The 17,675-nt window shown below is 69.4% G+C and carries 19 protein-coding genes; 11 read left to right on the top strand and 8 right to left on the bottom strand.

Translation table 11 applies throughout. From position 1 onward, the window contains the following. Positions 1-51: 51 nt before the first annotated feature. From AB0L53_RS52670 to AB0L53_RS52660, 3 genes are all read left to right on the top strand, one after another. Positions 52-1,251 carry a cytochrome P450 gene (locus AB0L53_RS52670; RefSeq protein ID WP_364012475.1) on the top strand — a complete coding sequence of 400 codons (1,200 nt, stop codon included), beginning with the start codon at positions 52-54 and terminating at the stop codon, positions 1,249-1,251. A 115-nt stretch (positions 1,252-1,366) separates the two neighbouring features. Further along, positions 1,367-2,437, top strand: coding sequence for a phosphate ABC transporter substrate-binding protein PstS (gene pstS, locus AB0L53_RS52665; protein WP_364012472.1), 1,071 nt, complete (start codon positions 1,367-1,369; stop codon positions 2,435-2,437). A 37-nt stretch (positions 2,438-2,474) separates the two neighbouring features. After that, on the top strand, positions 2,475-3,680 hold the full coding sequence (locus AB0L53_RS52660; protein WP_364012470.1) for a hypothetical protein: 1,206 nt from the start codon (positions 2,475-2,477) through the stop codon (positions 3,678-3,680). On the opposite strand, the gene AB0L53_RS52655 is transcribed toward AB0L53_RS52660, so the two are convergent. Beyond that, positions 3,628-4,347 carry a gamma-glutamyl-gamma-aminobutyrate hydrolase family protein gene (locus AB0L53_RS52655; RefSeq protein ID WP_364012467.1) on the bottom strand — a complete coding sequence of 240 codons (720 nt, stop codon included), beginning with the start codon at positions 4,345-4,347 and terminating at the stop codon, positions 3,628-3,630. The two genes, AB0L53_RS52660 and AB0L53_RS52655, sit on opposite strands and share 53 nt — an antisense overlap. A gap of 70 nt (positions 4,348-4,417) precedes the next feature. On the opposite strand from AB0L53_RS52655, the gene AB0L53_RS52650 reads away from it, so the two are divergent. Together AB0L53_RS52650 and AB0L53_RS52645 are read left to right on the top strand one after the other, a co-directional pair. After that, positions 4,418-5,272 (top strand): LysR family transcriptional regulator, encoded by an 855-nt coding sequence (locus AB0L53_RS52650; protein ID WP_364012464.1) that lies wholly within the window; start codon positions 4,418-4,420, stop codon positions 5,270-5,272. A gap of 48 nt (positions 5,273-5,320) precedes the next feature. Beyond that, complete coding sequence (locus tag AB0L53_RS52645; RefSeq protein WP_364012461.1) at positions 5,321-5,779, top strand: hypothetical protein; 459 nt, start codon at positions 5,321-5,323, stop codon at positions 5,777-5,779. Here AB0L53_RS52645 and AB0L53_RS52640 read toward each other — a convergent pair. The 3 genes from AB0L53_RS52640 to AB0L53_RS52630 all read right to left on the bottom strand — a co-directional run bounded on the left by AB0L53_RS52640 (position 5,689) and on the right by AB0L53_RS52630 (position 9,114). Further along, complete coding sequence (locus tag AB0L53_RS52640; RefSeq protein ID WP_364012458.1) at positions 5,689-7,035, bottom strand: serine hydrolase domain-containing protein; 1,347 nt, start codon at positions 7,033-7,035, stop codon at positions 5,689-5,691. The two genes, AB0L53_RS52645 and AB0L53_RS52640, sit on opposite strands and share 91 nt — an antisense overlap. A gap of 18 nt (positions 7,036-7,053) precedes the next feature. Next, positions 7,054-8,601: a hypothetical protein gene (locus tag AB0L53_RS52635; protein ID WP_364012455.1), complete on the bottom strand. Its 1,548-nt coding sequence runs from the start codon at positions 8,599-8,601 to the stop codon at positions 7,054-7,056. A gap of 150 nt (positions 8,602-8,751) precedes the next feature. Next, a complete protein-coding gene (locus AB0L53_RS52630) occupies positions 8,752-9,114 on the bottom strand; it encodes a hypothetical protein (RefSeq protein WP_364012452.1) in 363 nt (120 codons plus the stop codon). Between the two features lie 246 nt (positions 9,115-9,360). Between AB0L53_RS52630 and AB0L53_RS52625 the strand changes: the two genes are divergently transcribed. Beyond that, positions 9,361-9,564: a hypothetical protein gene (locus AB0L53_RS52625; protein ID WP_364012449.1), complete on the top strand. Its 204-nt coding sequence runs from the start codon at positions 9,361-9,363 to the stop codon at positions 9,562-9,564. Positions 9,565-9,822: 258 nt separating this feature from the next. After that, positions 9,823-10,236 (top strand): hypothetical protein, encoded by a 414-nt coding sequence (locus tag AB0L53_RS52620; RefSeq protein ID WP_364012446.1) that lies wholly within the window; start codon positions 9,823-9,825, stop codon positions 10,234-10,236. A 178-nt stretch (positions 10,237-10,414) separates the two neighbouring features. On the opposite strand, the gene AB0L53_RS52615 is transcribed toward AB0L53_RS52620, so the two are convergent. Continuing rightward, the gene (locus AB0L53_RS52615; RefSeq protein ID WP_364012443.1) at positions 10,415-10,867 is read right to left on the bottom strand and encodes a hypothetical protein; all 453 of its coding nucleotides are present in this window, start codon (positions 10,865-10,867) and stop codon (positions 10,415-10,417) included. A 546-nt stretch (positions 10,868-11,413) separates the two neighbouring features. Here AB0L53_RS52615 and AB0L53_RS52610 point away from each other — a divergent pair. The 3 genes from AB0L53_RS52610 to AB0L53_RS52600 all read left to right on the top strand — a co-directional run bounded on the left by AB0L53_RS52610 (position 11,414) and on the right by AB0L53_RS52600 (position 15,469). Continuing rightward, complete coding sequence (locus AB0L53_RS52610; RefSeq protein WP_364012440.1) at positions 11,414-11,782, top strand: hypothetical protein; 369 nt, start codon at positions 11,414-11,416, stop codon at positions 11,780-11,782. Between the two features lie 164 nt (positions 11,783-11,946). Beyond that, positions 11,947-14,127 (top strand): ATP-dependent RecD-like DNA helicase, encoded by a 2,181-nt coding sequence (locus AB0L53_RS52605; protein ID WP_364012437.1) that lies wholly within the window; start codon positions 11,947-11,949, stop codon positions 14,125-14,127. 160 nt (positions 14,128-14,287) lie between these two features. Further along, positions 14,288-15,469: an Ig-like domain-containing protein gene (locus tag AB0L53_RS52600; RefSeq protein ID WP_364012434.1), complete on the top strand. Its 1,182-nt coding sequence runs from the start codon at positions 14,288-14,290 to the stop codon at positions 15,467-15,469. Positions 15,470-15,497: 28 nt separating this feature from the next. On the opposite strand, the gene AB0L53_RS52595 is transcribed toward AB0L53_RS52600, so the two are convergent. Then, positions 15,498-16,028, bottom strand: a complete 531-nt coding sequence (locus AB0L53_RS52595; protein ID WP_364012615.1) for an MFS transporter — start codon at positions 16,026-16,028, stop codon at positions 15,498-15,500. A gap of 15 nt (positions 16,029-16,043) precedes the next feature. On the opposite strand from AB0L53_RS52595, the gene AB0L53_RS52590 reads away from it, so the two are divergent. After that, the gene (locus AB0L53_RS52590) at positions 16,044-16,460 is read left to right on the top strand and encodes a TetR family transcriptional regulator (protein ID WP_364012612.1); all 417 of its coding nucleotides are present in this window, start codon (positions 16,044-16,046) and stop codon (positions 16,458-16,460) included. A gap of 8 nt (positions 16,461-16,468) precedes the next feature. Here AB0L53_RS52590 and AB0L53_RS52585 read toward each other — a convergent pair whose 3' ends face one another. Both AB0L53_RS52585 and AB0L53_RS52580 read right to left on the bottom strand, forming a co-directional pair. Further along, positions 16,469-16,912 (bottom strand): cupin domain-containing protein, encoded by a 444-nt coding sequence (locus AB0L53_RS52585; protein ID WP_364012431.1) that lies wholly within the window; start codon positions 16,910-16,912, stop codon positions 16,469-16,471. Between the two features lie 10 nt (positions 16,913-16,922). Further along, positions 16,923-17,471: an EF-hand domain-containing protein gene (locus tag AB0L53_RS52580; protein ID WP_364012428.1), complete on the bottom strand. Its 549-nt coding sequence runs from the start codon at positions 17,469-17,471 to the stop codon at positions 16,923-16,925. Positions 17,472-17,675 lie beyond the last annotated feature (204 nt).

Below are 17,675 nucleotides of genomic sequence, written 5' to 3'. Positions count from 1 at the left end.
TGTCAGGACGGCGACGGTCTCATATCAGAGCGGTCGGCGAGAGTGGACGTCATGGAACACACCGTTACCGCGATGCCGACCGAACGTCAGCCCGGCTGTCCCTTCGACCCGCCCAAGGAGCTGATCGAGGCCCGCGAGCAGAGCCCGATCAGCCGCTTCCCCTTCCCCGACGGGCACCAGGGCTGGCTGGTCACCGGCTACGACCTGGTCCGGTCGGTGCTGGCCGACCCACGGTTCAGCTCCCGCAAGGAGCTCATGAGCCACCACCCGACCATCAACTACGGCGACATCCAGGTGCCCCCGGCGCCGCCCGGCGAGTTCCTGCTCATGGACGAGCCGCAGCACAGCCGTTACCGCAAGCCGCTGGTGGGCAAGTTCACCGTGCGCCGGATGCGGTTGCTCACCGAGCGCGTCGAGCAGGTCACCGCCGAGCACCTGGACGCGATGGAGAAGGCCGGGCCGACGGCGGACCTGGTGACCGCGTTCGCCAAGCCCATCCCCGCCATCGTCATCTGCGAGCTGCTGGGCGTGCCGTACGAGGACCGGGGCCGCTTCCAGGAGAACATCGACAAGTTCCTCGGCGGAGAGGTCAGCGACGAGGAGCTGTTCGCCGCCTACACCGCGACCCAGACCTACCTCGCCGAGCTGGTCGCCGCCAAGCGCGCCAACCCCACCGACGACGTGCTCAGCGACCTGCTCGACAGCGATCTGACCGACGAGGAACTGCAGGGCATGGCCCTGATCCTGCTGTCGGCCGGGTTCGACACCACCGCCAACATGCTGGCCCTGGGCACCTTCGCCCTGCTGCGGAACCCGGAGCAGCTCGCCGCGCTGCGCGCCGACCCCGCTCTCACCGAACAGGCCGTGGAGGAGCTGCTGCGGTATCTGAGCGTCGCCAAGCAGTTCTCCAGGGTCGCGCTGGAGGACGTCGAGCTGGGCGGCCACACCATCACGGCCGGCACCACCGTCATCCTGTCCCTCAACACCGCCAACCGCGACCCCGAGCGCTTCTCCGACCCCCAAACCCTCGACCTGCGCAGGCAGGACGGCGGGCACCTGGCCTTCAGCCACGGCATCCACCAGTGCCTGGGCCAGCAGCTGGCCCGCGTCGAGATGCGGGTCGCCTTCCCCGCGCTGCTCAACCGCTTCCCCACGCTGCGCCTGGCCGTACCGGCCGAAGAGGTCGCCCTGCGCCCGGAGGCCGCCGACATCTACGGGGTCAAGAGCCTGCCGGTCACCTGGGACGTGTGACCGCCGGCAGTTCGATCCGCGCTGTTGCCGAAATCTGGGATAAATGACCGATTTGTGGCAATGAGTTTGACGCGTGGTGAACTAGCAGGCCGCGACCACTCCATAGTTTGGTGAGATGGAAAAGCTGACAGGGATCATCAGGGCGGCTGTGTTCGTCGCCCTGACCTTGGCCGCTTCTGCCGCCGGCTTGACCGGGACCGCGCTGTTGACCCGCGACGAAGCGCCCCCGAGTCTCCCGATCACCGCGTCGATCTCCGGCTCCGGTTCAAGCGCGCAGAAAGGCGCGATGGACGCCTGGCGGGTCGACTTCCAAGGGCTGCACCCCGACCTGCGGGTGGACTACAACGCCAACGGCTCGGGCGCCGGCATCCGCGACTTCATCACCGGCGTCACCGCGTTCGCCGGCTCCGACGTCGCGATGCACCCCGCCGAACAACAGCTGGCCGACAGACGCTGCCGCAGCCGCGCGGTACACCTGCCCATGGTGGTGGGCCCCATCGCCCTGGCCTACAACCTGCCGTCCGCGCCGGAACTGAAGCTCTCGCCCACCACCCTGACCGGCATCTTCAGCGGCCGCATCACCCGATGGGACGCCGCGCAGATCGCCGCCGACAACCGCGGCGCGAACCTGCCGCGCACCGGCATCCGGCTCTTCCACCGCTCCGACGACTCGGGCACGACCTACAACTTCACCGCCTATCTCAAGGAGGCGGGCCGCTGGCCGTACGAGCCTGCCAGGAAGTTCCCCGTCACCGGGCAAGGCGTGACCGGCTCGGCGGGCATCACCGAGGCCATCCGGCGCACCGAGGGCTCCATCGGCTACGTGGAATACGCCTACGCCAGTGACGCCGCCCTGCCCACGGCCAAGATACGCAACGCCGCCGGCCAGTTCGTCGCCCTCTCGCCCCAGAGCGCCACCAAAGCCCTGGAAGGTGCCCGGATCACCGGCCACAACGGCGACCTGATCGTCAAGTTCGGCTACCTGACCAAGAACAAGGACGCCTACCCCATCATCCTGGTCACCTACGAGATCGCCTGCTCCCAGCACTCAGACCCGCTGGTGCGCACCTTCCTGACCTACACCGCCAGCGACGCCGGCCAGTCCTACCTGTCCCTGTACGGCTACGCCCCGCTCCCGCACGATCTCCTGGCCAAGGTACGTGCCCAGCTCGGCGTCACCACCTGAACGGGAACCCCCCGCCGCTCACCGGTGTAGGAAAGACGTGAGCACCATCACCAGACGCCAAGCCCTGGCGCTCGGCGCGGCGGCCGCCGTCTCGGCCTGCGCCACCACCCCGCCGCCCCCCAAGGCGGCGCCCCCCGCCCCGCGCGGCAGGCTGCTCGCCGAGACCGCCGACGGGCTGTCCCTGGTCGAGCTGCCCACCGGCGCGGTGACGGCCACCTACCCCGGCGCGGTGCCCGGCCCCCGCTGGCAGCGCCTCTACCAGCTCGACCACGACCGGCTGCGCACCTACGACGCCGCCACGGGCCACCTCGTCGAGCAGGCCGACGCTCCCGGCGAGCGGATCAAGGCCGTCTCCGACCGGGTCGTCGCCCTCGGCCCCGGGCCCGGCCCGCGCAGCCGTACCACCATCACCCTGACCGGCGCCGACGGCAACCGGACGCTTCATCTCGACGGCAACATCGAACCCGAGGCGTTCTCCGGCGACGGCCAGGTCATGTACGTCCTGGACCACCTGCCGCCCGAACATCCCGACCGCTACCGCGTCCGCATGTACGACCTGGCCGCCGGCCGGATGACGCCGCTGCTGACCCGCGCCAAGCAGCCCGTGCCGCTGTCGAAGGAGGAGGAGATGCGCGGCAAGGGCCGCCAGGCCGTACACGACCCGGACCTGGCCACCCTCTACACCCTCTACACCCACCAGGACGAACACCTGCACACCCGCGACCTGATCGCCGGCCACGACCTGAGCCCCGGCGTGCACGCCTTCGTCCACGTGCTCAGCCTCGACCAGCGCTGGGCCTACTGCCTGGACCTGCCCGAACCGTTCGGCCTCGGCCCGCCATTGGCGCACGCGATGGCGCTGGACACCCAGACCCGGCGGCTGTACGTCTTCGACGCCTCCACCGGCCGCATCGTGCTCGCCTCCACCGACGACCTGCGGATCAAGCGCAGCGCCCTGCTGGGCCGACTGCCCGGCGGCGAGGCGTACGCGCTGGCGGCCGATGGCCGCGCCTATCTGGCGGCGGGCAAGCGGCTGCTGTCGGCCGACGGCGAGACGCTGGCCCCTGCCGGCGCATGGGACCTGCCCGGCCAGGCACACGGCCTGGCCTGGCTGAACGGCGAACTGCTGGCCGGCGCGGGGGAGCAGGTCCTGCGCCTGGAGCCGCGCACCGGCGCGCGGCTGGGCGCCATCACCCTGCCAGGCCTGCGTGAGGTACGGCACGCCGAGCCGTCGTACGGCTGACCGCGGCGGCGAAGGCGGAGATGACCGGATGCGGGCGGCTGCCGTCACCGGACAGCTCCGGCTGGAACAACGTGGCCAGGTAGAACGGGTGGCCGGGCAGCTCGGCCACCCGCACCATGCCGTCGTCGGCGTGCCCGGAGAAGACCAGCCCGTGCTCGACGAGCTTGTGCTTGTAGGCGTCGTTGAGGCCGTAGGAGCAGCTGTAGGCCTCCATGGTGAGGGGGGAGCCGATGATCTGCTCGATCAGCGAACCGGGCCTCAGCCGTACCAGGCCCTCATGGCCGGCCAGGGAGCACTCCAGCGGCAGCAGCAGGAACTCACGCGCGTCCGGCTCGTTCTCGGCGTGCGCCACGTCGAGCCCGCACACGCCACGCGCGTACTCCAGCAGCATGTGCTGAAAGCCGCCGCAGGTGCCCAGAACGGGGATGCCGCGCTCGCGCGCGGTGCGCGCGGCGCTGATCACGCCTTCCTCACTGAGGTACGGGCTGCCGGGCACGATCCAGATGCCGTCGAAGCGTTCGAGGGCATCGTCGTGGGCGTCGGTGGAGGGGATCCAATACGGGTCGAGCGCGATGCCGTCGCGCTCACGCAGCGCCTGGATGATCAGCGGGATGCGGGCGTGCGCGCGCACGCTGGGCGAGCGGTCTCCGACCAGGGCGATTTTCATGCCTCCATGGTGCGGCGAACCACCGCTTAAGCACCAACGATGATGTCTGCACATGCTATAAGAAACACTGATGGACCCTCATCTGCTGCGTACGTTCGTGACCGTCACCGAGGCGGGCTCCTTCTCGGCGGCGGCCGAGCAACTCGGCTACACCCAGTCGGCCATCTCCCAGCAGATCGCCGCGCTGGAGAGCGACCTGGGCCTGCCGCTGCTGCACCGCCGGCCGGTCGCGCCCACCGAGGCCGGCCTGCGCCTGCTGGAGCACGCTGGGCCGCTGCTGCTGCGCATCCGCGCCGCGCGGGCCGACGTGCTGCGCACCGCCGCACTGCCCGCCCACCGCCTGACCCTGGCCGCCACGCCCCTGGCGCTCAACTCGGTCCTGGCCCTACGGCTGGCGGCCGCGCGGGCGGCGCAGCCGCGGCTGCGGGTGACGGTAGGCACCTGCGGCAGGGACGAGGTGGCCAGGCAGGTGGCGGACGGCAGGGCCGAGGCGGGCCTGACCGACGGGATCACCGCGCCGAACGACCCGCTGCGCCTGCCCGAGGTCGGCCCGATGACCACGGTGGGCGTGGCCGAGGAGGGCCTGGTCGTGGCGCTGCCCGGCGACCACCCCCTGGCGGGCCGGGCGGGGCTGCGGCTGGCCGATCTGGTCGACGCGCACTGGCTGCAGACGACGTTGTGCCCGCTGGAGCGGCTGCGCGACCTGATGGGCGGCGGCTTCCGGCCCGCGCTCGACTACACCGGCGACGACGTGCACACCGTGCTCCACCTGGTCGCCGCCGGCCACGGCCTGACGCTGCTGCCCGCCTCCGCCGGCCACGGTGTGCCGCTGGTGGCTCCCCGGCTGGTGCACCGCGTCGAACTGCTGCACGCCGCCCTGCCGCCGGGCCCCGCCGCCGACCTGGTGGCGCGCCTGTCACCGTGACAGCGATCTGTGCGCGAGCTGTCAGCGCCGCCGCCGACGATGGCGGGCATGACCGCATTCGAACACGGCAAGGTCATCGCGCACGGCACCCCGGCCGAGCTCAAGCACGTCGTCGGCGGCCAGACCGTGCTGGTGCGGCCCGCCGACCACGCCAGGCTGCGCGAGAGCATCGAGATCATCTCGGCCGTCGCGGGCCGCCCCGCCGAATCACCCGGCCGCGACGTGACCACGGTGCCCGTCGAGGGCGACGCCGCCTTCACCGAGATCGTGGCCCGCCTCGACGCCGCCGGCATCGCGGTCACCGAATCCGCCCGCTTGGCCACCTCACAGGAGGGGCGGCCTCGAGCGGGCGGACCGTCCGGGCAGAGCGAACGAACTGGAGCGTCCGCCCGCGCGGGCACGGGAGCGGAAGGCGGTCAGGCGTGCCAGTCCGTCACGCCGCCCGGGACGGGCGCCTGCGGGTCGTACGGCTCGCGGGTGAAGATGAAGGTGTTGAGGTCGAGGTGATCGGAGCCGACCCGCAGCGTCTCACCGGCGTAGTAGCCGTCGAGCCCCAGCCAGGTCCCGTCGTCCTGCGGCACGAACCGGGAGGCCCGGCCCGCCCCGCCCACCGGCGTCAGCGCCAGCCCGCCGTCGGGCAGCAGCCGCAACGCGTACGGCTTGGGGCCCCAGTGCCACAACCCGGTCAGCGCCAGCAGGGCGGGGTCGGCGGGGGCGGGCCGCCACTGCTCGGGCAGGCGGGGTTCGTGTTCGTCGAGGATGTCCAAAAGGTCGGTGGGCAGGCTGTAGCTGAGGCCGCTGGTGGTGTTGGCCAGGAACAGCACCCCCACCTGGTCGGCCGGGTCGGCCCACACGGTGGCCAGGAAGCCGGGCATGGACCCGGTGTGCCCGGCCAGGCGGCGTCCGGCGTGCCGGGTCAGCTGCAGGCCGAGCCCATATCCGGAACTCCAGGCGTCGCCGTCGTCGACGGTGGCGGGCTCGCGCATCTCGGCCAGCGTGGCGGGGGACAGGACGCCGCCGGTGTCGCCGGCGACGAAGGCCGCCCAGCGGGCCAGGTCGGCGGTCGTGGACCACAGCTGACCGGCGGGCCCCATGGCGGCGTGGTCGTGTTCGGGCTCGGCCAGCACCACCTCGGCCCACGGGTGGACGGCGTAGCCGGTGGCGTGCGGGGCGCGCGGCCGCTCGGTGGTGGCCGACAGGCCGAGCGGCCGCAGCACCTCCTGCTGTACGGCGCGCAGCCAGGGCATGCCGCGCAGCCGGGCGACCAGCTCGCCGAGCAGGCCGTAGCCGATGTTGGAGTAGTGGAAGCGGCGGCCGGGCCGGTGCTTGGCGTGCTGCGGCCCGAGCAGGGCGAGCAGGTCGCCGGCCGGCAGGCCGGGAGTGCGTTCCCACCAGCCGGTGGGCGGTTCGGCGGTCAGGCCGCCGGTGTGGGAGAGCAGCTGGGCGATGCTCACCTCGCCGAACGGGGTGCCGGGCAGGTGTTTGGCCAGGGGGTCGAGCAGGTCGAGGCGGCCTTCGTCGCGCAGCCGCATGACCACGACGGCCACCATGCTCTTGGTGATCGAGCCGAGCCGGTATTGCGTATCGGCGGTGGGAGCCGCACCACCGTCGGCGCCGGGGCCGGTGAAGCCGCGAGCGCCGAACCAGGCCGGCCTCCCCTCGCGTACGATCGCGGCCGTCAGCGACGGCACCCTGCACTCGGCCTGTTCGACGGCCAGCCTGCGCAGCAGCGCCCGCGCCGTCGTCTCACCCACCTGACTCATGGGCGCCAAGCCTAGTGCTCAGATGGGCAGCAGTTCCGGCCCGATCAGCTCGCCCTGGTGCGGCTGCGGGTGGGCCTGGTCGTGGTAGTAGTGGCCGGCGTACCAGACGACGACGTTGGTGGCGTCGATGCTCTCGCTGTTGAGGAAGCGCCCGATGGCGGCCCGGTCGCGCGGGCCGGGGTTGCCGTCGTCGAGCTCGGCCGCGTGGTGGCGCAGGAACCACAGGTCGGAGACCCCGTAGGCGTCGGCGGTGTCGTCGAAGGGCCCGGGGTGGATCTGGTAGCCGCGCCCTGAGGACTTGTCGCGTACCTGCCAGTAGCGGCCGGGGGCGCGGCGGCGGGTGGTCTCGCGGACGATCGGCACCGGCTCGGGGATGATCGGCCCCTGGTCGATCTGCTCGACCACGTCATTGGCCGAGCCTTCGATGTCGAAGTCGAAGCGCCAGTAGGCGTGGTGGCGGTGCACCAGGCAGGTCATCGGGTTGGTGGTGGCGGCGAAGCCGAAGCGGGGCCTGATGGTGCCGTCGTCGCCGAGCCGCCAGTCGCTGGCGTAGCGGTACCAGCCGGCCTGCAGCTCGCTGACGATGCGCAGCTCGTCGCCGTCGTGGTGGAAGGCCACGCCCTGGAAGCCGCCGGCGTCGGTGTCGGGCCGTTCCAAGATGGTACGCGGCGGGCTGTCGCACAGCCGCCAGCCCCATCCGACCGGATCGGTGCCGGTGGCCGAGAAGCGGGTCTCGGAGGAGGCGTCGTCGCGGAAGGTGGTGCCCTGCTCGTACTCGACGTTCAGGACGGGTACGTGCGCCTGGCGCAGCACCAACCGGCCCCGGTAGCGCACCTCGCGCAACTCCACGCCCGATCCGGCACCGGGGTTCTGCGGGGCCGAGGCGCGCGGCCGCACGACCAGCAGGTTCCACAGCTCGCCGGCGCCCCGCAGGACGCGTACCCGCACCTGGTCGGGGCCGCCGTGGTCGGCCAAGGGGGTGACGCCTTCGGGCACGGTGCGCTCGCAGTCATGGTGCATGCGCACGTCGATGCCCGCCGGCGTCCAGTCGACGGTGCGGGCGGCGGTGTCGACGGCGACGATGCGGTGGCGTACCCCGGTGGGCTCGCCGGGGGTGTAGATGCCCAGGGTGGGGCGGCGCACGGTGGTGCCGTCGGGGTTGTCCAGGTCGGCCAGGGGCGGCATGGGCCGGTAGACGATCACGTTGTCGCCCGCCGGGAAGTGCGGGTCGGCGCGCAGCACGTCAGCGGCCGCGAGCAGTTCCTCGTGGCTGGGCGGCGGCCGGTGGGCGCTGGGCCGGACCTCGGCGCTTTCCGGCCGGTCCAGGGTGCCGCGCAGCTCGACGGCGCGGTTGCCCACCGGGTCGAAGACGGTGGCGCGGAAGGGGGCGTCCTGGCCCGGGTCGTGGCCGAGCGCCGGAGCCTGGCCGATGATCAGCCGGTCGGTGTCGGCGACCTCCAGCGCGGACAAGACGCCGGGGTGGGCGGCCACGGCCTGGCGCAGCTGCCCGGCGCTCAGCCCGGCGCGGGGGACCGCTTCGATGGTGACGCGTACATCGTCGCTCATGCATGGCTTCCTACAGGGCGGCGGGCGCGGCTGGAAGGCCCAGATGTTCTCACCGGAACTCTGTGGCGACGGCGTACGGCGGACCTACGAACGGGCGGGCATGGGAACGGCCCCGGTCGGCGAGCGACCGGGGCCGGATGATGCGGCAGGTCAGTCGGCGCAGATGGCGAAGACGCTGATGCCGACGTCGTTGTAGCCGATCTGGCGGCCGAGGACGATCCAGCCGCGCCCGTCATCGGTGGGGAAGGAGCCGACGAGGATCGCCCCGTTGCCGCGGGCCTCGCCGCCACCGCCCAGGACCTTCTTGGCGCCGGGGCAGTAGAGGGTACGGCGCTGGAAGTTGGGCACGTTCGCGTTCGGCAGCGTCACCAGCTGGTATCCGGGCGGCAGCGCGGAGGCGTGGTGGGCCTGGACCGCGGGTGCGGTGGTGGCGTTGGCTGCGGTGACGACGGTGGCCGTGGCCACGCACGCACCGGTGAGGAGGACGGCCAGGGCGAGGGACTTCTTGTGCATCGCTCTCCTTGAGTTGTTCCCTGGATCACCCCGCCGCGGCGGGCGGGCAGCACGAACCCGCGGTCGAAGTGGGGTGATCCGGGGAGCCAGGGCCTACACGAAGAGTATCCATACCACTACCGCGAGTGTCGATGGGTAATCATGTTCGAGACGCGGACCGGTCAACATGCAGCCACATGCCTGCATGTCGGCGATGGCCTGATGTTACGCTCAAAAGTGATCACTCCTCTGCGAAAGAAGGCCGCCATGAGTGACATACGGTTCCCGCTCACGCTGCGCGTCACCGTCAGCGGAGCGACCCCGGACGAGATCAGGGAGAAGGCCAGGACCCAGGCCCTGGACTTCTTCGGCCCCGACTCCGAACTGGACGTCATCAGCGCGGAGGCCGAGTCCGACACGGAGCACGACACCGGCTACCGGGCGGTCGTCGTCTTCCGGCGCGTCGCCTAATGAGAGCGGCAGATGCGCATCAACGGTCAAGCCATCGCCAACAGCGATAGTAGTGGAATAAACAATATACGCGTCGACACCAAAATACGCCGGTCAACATCCCCAGCACTCCCGCAAGAAATACACATCAAATGTTTCACGTTCCGGAAAAAGGGCCCGGCCGGCGCTCGATAAATCTTGGCGCACCTCTTGACTATTGCCGAGCGCGCCATGTCACGATGGGAGGGAAAGCGAGAGACACACAATGGGGGTGGTCTCGTGCTCAAAGAAATATTCGTTACCGGGGCCCTGGTGGCGACCGCCATCGTCCCTTCCGCGGCCGCACTGGCCCAGCCTGACAAGGCCCGCGCTCTCGGCGGCCACGCCGCATCCACCTCGCTCACCCACTGCACTTCGACAAGCTCCGGCAAACCGTGCAAATGGCTGGAGGGAAAGAACAAGAAGTGCCTGTGGTGCAAGTCGAAGAAGGGCGGATACACGCGTAGCTACTGCGAGGACAAGAGCACGGGCTCGCCAGGAAAGGCGCCCGAGAAGCCGAAGCAAGAGGGCATCCTCTGCAAGGGAGACCTCGACGAGGCCGCTACCGCCTGCACGAGGTGCGTCAACCTCAAGACCGGAAAGATATTCTCCAGCAGCTGCAAGGGAGAAAAGCCAGGAGACCCGGCTCCATAGTTCCAGTCCCGAATAAGATCCCTGGGCATAGGCGTCGCGACGCGCGGCCCCTATGCCCGCACGGGCACGAGGCCGCCCGCCCCTCTCCGGCCGAACCTTCCAGCGGGTCCTGCGCTCCCGCGCGCTGTTACTGCCGGGAGTGCCCATGGAAGGCTCGGCATTTCGTTCAGCGGGCCGATCAGCCGTAGTTCTGCACCCACACTCTGACCGTGTGGGACTTGGGGCTGAGAGTGACGGTGGCCCTCCACTTCTCGCCGGTCCTCGCATTGTGGACACGGGTGTACATTTTCCCGCCCACGCAGTAACCGCGGTCGCGCTTCATCTTCATCCACCCACCACCTGGGCCGACAGCGCTGCGCCCCCATTTATACAGGGTGGCCGTGGCCGCGGTGCCGTCCCCGCCGTTCCAGCACTGGGTGACGATCTGCAGGACCTTGGCCCGGTTCTTGATCGCCCCGGTATCGATGCCCCTGGTGTTCCCGCCGCCGTCCCAGATGGTGAACCAGCGGGCCTGGCTCGCCTGCTGGACGGAGACGGCGGCCGTCGCCGGAGTGGCCGCCTGGGCGGCGGGGGCGAGAAGCGTGCCGGCCGTGAGGGTGCCGGCGGCCAGGGCCAGTGATAGACGTCTCATCGTGTTTCCTTTCGCTGGTTGTCGTGGACATGGGAAAAGTAGGCCAGCGCACGTTGAGTTCTTGTTGAGTCCGGGTTGAGGCGGTGCATGAACAAAGGACCGGAACCGGCAGGTCGGCGGCAGATAATGCAAAAGCCACCCCTGCCATGTAGCTCTTGCAGGGATGGCTCATTTGATACAAGCGCAATCGCTTGCTTCAAGCTGCAGAGGTGCTTGTGATGGTTCGCGCCCGATCGCGCTGGGCTCGAATCGAAGCTTCCAGGTCTGCGAGGGAGCGACGGCCCGGCCGGTGTGCGAGCCGGGCCGCTTCGGCGGGGGGAGAGGGCGTCGCGTTCGGCGCGGGCGTGGGCCAGCAGCTGTCCCGCTGACGCCAGCGCTTTTGATCGCGCGATGCACGACGGGTCGGGTTCGGAGAGGGAGGAAGTGCTCACGTGTCGATGAAAGATCGCTGGCTCAGCGGCTCGGGTGTCCCCGACGACGTGGCACAGTTCTGATCAGGACGTTCGAGCGGTTCGAGAAAGCGCTGCTGATCAATAGGATGAGCGGATGTCCTGGACGCTCGAAACTCCGAACGGCGAGTCTTTGGACGTCAACGCGTGGAACTGGCGGCCGACTCTGGAACTGCTAGAGAAGTCCGGCGCTCTGGACGCCGACACGACCGAGCTGCTGCATTACAACATCGACGTGGAACTGACCGGCGAGCAGGCCCAGCGGATCGCCATCTTCTTGGAGACCTACCTGGCGAACATCCCCGCTGGCGGACGGGTCCTACTCGACGGATCGAACACCACAGAACCCGACTCGTTCGAATTCCACCGTGACGACCTCGACCGCAACTATTCCGCGACAGTTCTGTGGCTGACCTGCTTCCGCGACTTCTGCCGCACCGCGACGGACGGCTTCACCGCCGGCTGAACCGATCGGGCCCTCCACCCGCTCCGATCTCGCGGTGGGGTCGGCCCCCTTCCGGGAGGTGGCAGTGGCCGGGTGTCGCGGCGATGAAGATCTGCCCTAGTCTCGTCGATGTGGGGAGGCCCGAGGGGAGTCCGGACGTGGACTCCAAAAATGTTGGCACTAGTTTGAGCGCAGTACTTGAACGCTTCACCTACGGCCCCAACGAAGAGACCGGCTACTCGATCGCGCGGGTGGCGACCGAACGCTCGGGCGCCGAACTGCTGACCGTGGTGGGGCCGCTGCTGGGTGCGCAGGTGGGGGAGTCGCTGCGGCTGAGCGGCCGCTGGACCTCCCACCCCAAGTACGGCAAGCAGTTCGAGGTGTGGTCCTACACCACCGTGCTGCCGGCCACCATCCAGGGCATCCGCCGCTACCTGGGCTCCGGCCTGATCAAGGGCATCGGCCCGAAGATGGCAGAGCGGATCGTCGACCACTTCGGCACCGACACCCTCGAGGTGATCGAGCAGACGCCCGAGCGGCTGGTCGAGGTGCCGGGCCTGGGCCCCAAGCGGACCAAGCTGATCGCCGCCGCCTGGGAGGAACAGAAGATCATCAAAGAAGTGATGATCTTCCTGCAGGGTGTCGGCGTGTCCACCTCGATCGCCGTGCGCATCTTCAAGCAGTACGGCGAGAGCTCCATCTCCGTCGTCAAGAGCCGCCCGTACCAGCTGGCCGACGACGTGTGGGGCATCGGCTTCAAGACCGCCGACACCATCGCCCAGGCGGTCGGCATCCCGCACGACAGCCCCGAGCGCGTCAAGGCCGGGCTGCGCTACACGCTGTCCCAGGCAGCCGACGACGGCCACTGCTACCTGCCCGCCCCCAACCTCGTCGGCGACGCCGTCAAGATCCTCGAAGTGCCCGCCGACCTGGTCGCCGGCTGCCTGGAGGAGCTGGTCGCCGAGGAAGGCGTGGTACGCGAGCAGATCCCGGCCGGCGACAACATCGTGCCGGCGGTCTACCTGGTGCCCTTCCACCGGGCCGAGCTGTCGCTGGCCTCGGCGCTGCTATCGCTGCTACGCGGCGGCCATGACCGGCTGGCCGCCTTCGCCGAGGTCGACTGGGAGCGGGCCGAGCAGTGGCTGCGCGGCCAGACCGGCGCCGACCTGGCCGCCGAGCAGCGCCAGGCCGTACGGCTGGCGCTGACGGAGAAGGTCGCGGTGCTGACCGGCGGGCCGGGCTGCGGCAAGAGCTTCACCGTGCGCTCCATCGTGACGCTGGCCCGCGCCAAACGGGCCAAGGTGATCCTGGCCGCGCCCACGGGCCGGGCCGCGAAAAGGCTCGCCGAGCTGACCGGCCATGAGGCGACCACCGTTCACCGCCTGCTGCAGCTGCGGCCCGGCGGGGATGCCACCTTCGACCGCGACAACCCCCTGGACGCCGACCTGGTCGTCGTCGACGAGGCCTCCATGCTCGACCTGCTGCTGGCCAACAAGCTCGTCAAGGCGGTCGCCCCCGGCACGCACCTGTTGTTCGTGGGGGATGTGGACCAGCTGCCCTCGGTCGGCGCGGGTGAGGTGCTGAAGGACCTGCTGGCCGCCGAGGACATCCCCCGCGTCCGGCTGACGCAGATCTTCCGCCAGGCGCAGGAGTCCGGCGTGGTGGTCAACGCCCACCGCGTCAACACCGGCCTGCACCCCAAGCTGGAGGGCATGACGGACTTCTTCCTGTTCCCGTGCGAGGAGCCGGAGGAGATCGCGGCGCTGACGGTCGACGTGGTGGCCCGGCGCATCCCGCGCAAGTTCGGCCTCAACGCCCGCCGCGACGTACAGGTGCTGGCCCCCATGCACCGCGGCGCCGCCGGAGCCGGCGCGCTCAACATCGCGCTGCAGGAGGCCCTGACGCCCTCGCGCGAGGACCTGCCCGAACGCCGCTACGGCGGGCGTGTCTTCCGCGTCGGCGACAAGGTCACCCAGCTGCGCAACAACTACGAAAAAGGCGCGGCCGGGGTGTTCAACGGCACCGTCGGCATCGTCGTCGACATCCGTCCCGACGAGCAGAAGCTGATCGTCGCCACCGATGAGGACGAGCAGGTCGACTACGCCTTCGACGAGCTGGACGAGCTGGCCCACGCCTACGCCGTCTCCATCCACCGCTCCCAGGGCAGCGAGTACCCCGCCGTGGTCATCCCCCTGGCCACCAGCGCCTGGATGATGCTGCAGCGCAACCTGCTCTACACCGCGATCACCCGCGCCAAGCGGCTGGTCGTCATCGTCGGGTCCCGGCGCGCGCTGGCGCAGGCCGTACGGACCAAGGGGGCCGGGCGGCGCCACACCAGCCTGACCCACCGCCTGGCCCAGCACTGAGGGTTTCGCCTCTTTACTCCTGTTGCGCCCGGCTGACCTGGGGTTCCCAGCAACAAGTGATTTAAATGTTACCGAACTATCCCAAACTCCTCCGCGTCTTACATGCAGGAGCATTAAGGTCTTTGACATTGAGTTTGCTGTTATGGGGGAGAGGACTGACTTGAACGTCAAGCCCGGTTGGAGGACGCCCGTCACGGGCATGGCCCTGCTCGCGGCCGCGGCACTGACCGCGTCCTGCTCGAGCACTCCCCCCGCCCCGGGCAACGCCGACGCGGCCAAGGCGACCACCTCCGCGACCCCGGAAGCGCCGACGATCAAGATCTCACCCGCCGAGGGCAGCTCGAAGATCAGCCCCGACAAGAAGATCGTCGTGACCGCCGCCGGCGGCACCCTGGAAGAGGTCACGGCCGAAGGCGGCGGCAAGAGCGTCGAGGGCACCTTCAACGCCGACAAGACCAAATGGGTCTCCAAGGGCACCCTGCTGCCCTCCAGCTCCTACAACGTCAGCGCCAAGGCCGGCGTCACCAGCGCCGCCAGCACGTTCAAGACGCTCAAGCCCGAGCGCGAACTGCAGGTCATCGACGTCACACCCAGCGCCAAGGGGGAGACGGTCGGCGTGGGGGCGCCGATCATCGTCACCTTCAACCAGCCCGTCAGCGAGAAGGCCACCGTCGAACGCGCCCTGGAGGTCGACGCGCAAAAGCCCGTCGACGGCGCCTGGCGCTGGATCAACGACACCACCGTCATCTACCGCACCGCCAAGTACTGGCCCGCCCACCAGAAGGTCACCTTCAACGCCCGCCTCACCGGCGTCAAGGGCGGCAAGGGCATGTACGGCGTCAAGGACTCCGCCACCACCTTGAAGATCGGCGCCCGCGTGATCAGCAAGGTCGACACCAAGAAGCACATGATGTACGTCTACCGCGACGGCAAGCGCGTGCAGACGATGCGCATCAGCGCCGGCATGGCCACCACCCGCGAGTACACCACCACCTCCGGCGTCCACCTGACCATGGAGCGCGGCAACCCGGTCCGCATGATCTCGCCCGGCCGCAAGAAGGGCGACCCCGGCTACTACGACGTCATGATCAACCACGCCGTGCGGATCTCCAACTCCGGCGAGTACGTCCACGCCAAGGACAACGTCTGGGCCCAGGGCCGCTCCAACGTCAGCCACGGCTGCATCAACTCCCGCCCCGACCAGGCCCTGTGGTTCTACAACCACTTCCAGCGCGGCGACGTCGTCGACATCAAGGGCACCACCCGCGACCTGGAATGGAACAACGGCTGGGGCTTCTGGCAGCTGCCGTTCTCCAAGTGGAAGAAGGGCAGCGCCCTGTAGGCCGGCAGGCCCGGGCAGGCCGCCTCGCTCATGTCGCCTTCTCGGCGGACAAGCGGGCCGCGTCACCGCCACCCCGCCGCTCCCTTTGCTCAGGCCCCGTCACGGCGGGCTCCGCCGGGGCAGGGGGATGCTCACGCAGCGGGGTTTCGCGGACGAGCCAGGACGCCGCGAAGGCGATCAGCGCGAGAACGGCGGCGCCGATTGGTGCCGATTGGTAGCGGCCATTTCGGCTGATGAGATGGCCGGTGATCAGTTGCGCGCCGAGCATGCCGAACATCAGGGGCAGCAGCATGCCGCTGACCGTGGGTGAGGCTCCCTGGACGAACTGCATGTACTGCGGCAGGTAGTTGGTCACGCTGAGCATGATCGCGCCGACCAGGAAGCTGAGGATCTGGGCGAGGGTGAAGTCGCGGTCGTGGAACAAGCGGGGCGGGATGACCGGCTCGGCGGTGCGCCGTTCGACGGCCACGAAGGCGGCCAAGGCGAGAACGGCGGCGGCGGCAAGGGCGAGGATCTGGGGTGAGAACCAGGAGTAGGTGGTTCCGCCCCAACTGCTCAGCAGGGTCAGGGCCAGATCGGAAGCCGACCGGCTTGGCGTGCCATTCCCTGGAGTGCCAGTCGATGGCGTTCTTCAGCCCCCGCGCAGCGACAGACGCTCTCCCCGCAGCGCATCGCCACGACCGCGGTCGAGATCGCCGACGCCGAAGGTCTGGAGGCCATCACCATGCGCCGCCTGGCCACCGAACTGGGCGTCGCCCCCATGGCGCCCTACCGCCACGTATCAGGCAAAGACGATCTCCTGGAGCTGATGGTCGACCATGTCTACGCCGGCGATCTGGCACCGCAGATGATCTGGCACATGCGGACCGGCCGCTATCCCACCTTCCAGCGCTACCTTCAGACCGCCACCCGCAAGGACGACACGCAGTGGCAGTTCGAAACCGGCCTCACCTACGTCCTCAACGGCATCGCCACCACCCTGGCCATCTGAGTCGCAGCTCAGCCGGCCCCGAGACCCTCCAGAGGAGGCCGTCGGCTCTCCAGGTCGGGCAGAAGAATCGTGCTCTCCTGCTCGCGCGGATCCGTGCGAGCCAGGACGACCTCGGCGGGCTCGCTGTCACTGAGATTCACCGGCATGTGCGGCGTACTGGCGGGGATGTAAATGAACTCCCCTTGGCGCGCCTGCAGGTAATGCTCCAGATTCTCGCCGTACCAGGCACCTACAGCACCCTTGATCACATAGATGGCCGTCTCGTGATGGTCGTGCTTATGAGCCCGGCCGCTGCCCGAGGGAGGAATGGTCTGCAGGTGCATGCAGATATTGCGCGCACCCACGGTCTCGGCGGCGATACCGGCGAAGAACTGCAGATGCTGCTTGCCCTCATACATCAAAGCGGACCGAATGACACGGCAGTGACCGTCCGGCTGCGGGGGATGCTCCACCTCTGGCTCCTCAGAATCGGCCGAAGATCAGGTTGCCGGGCGCACCCGGGTCGGTGCTGGCATAGAAGTCCCGCTGCGCGGCGTGGATCTCGCTGATGTCGAGATGCCCGCTGCCGTCGGTGTCCAGCCGATCGAACACCTCACGCCGCTCGGCTTCGGACAGGGAGCAGATGCCGGGGATGGCGGCGAACTCCTCAAAGGAGATCCGGCCATCGCCGTCGATGTCGCAGACGGTCAGGACGGACTCGGCGATCCGGCCGGCGGTCGCCGCGTAGCCGCTCGTGCGGAACTCCTGGCCGGACAGGTAGGCGGTGAACTCCGCGCGGGACAGGTGCCCGTCGCTGTCATCGTCGGCACTGTGGATCAAGGCGTTCCACATGCTCGCGTAGGCGGCCACCACGTCCCGGCCCTTGGCGGAGTCGGCCGGCACGCCGAACGCCGCCAAGAACCTCGTGGCCGCGAGCTGAAAGTCGTCCCTGGTGAGCACACCGTCACCATCGGCGTCGTACAAGGTGAATCTCTTGTCGAATTTCCGGGCGAGAACGTCGGGCACGGACATGGCGCTCCTTCAGGGAGGCGGTGAACCGGCACCCGCACTGTAACACTACTTAAAGTTATGAACAATCACTCTTTGCAATCAACGGGAGGCAGGCCTCCAGAGCCCTTCCGCTGTGGGTGAAGCAGTTGCGCCGTGGGCGATGAGGGGGTGCCACGCAAGAGCAAGGACGACAGGGTGAATCCAAGACCCACGACGAGCGGAGAG

Source organism: Nonomuraea sp. NPDC052129, assembly GCF_040680095.1.
In the GTDB taxonomy this organism is placed as follows: Bacteria; Actinomycetota; Actinomycetes; order Streptosporangiales; family Streptosporangiaceae; genus Nonomuraea.
Note: the sequence above shows the minus strand (reverse complement) of the source record. Positions and strands in the feature narration are given on the sequence as shown.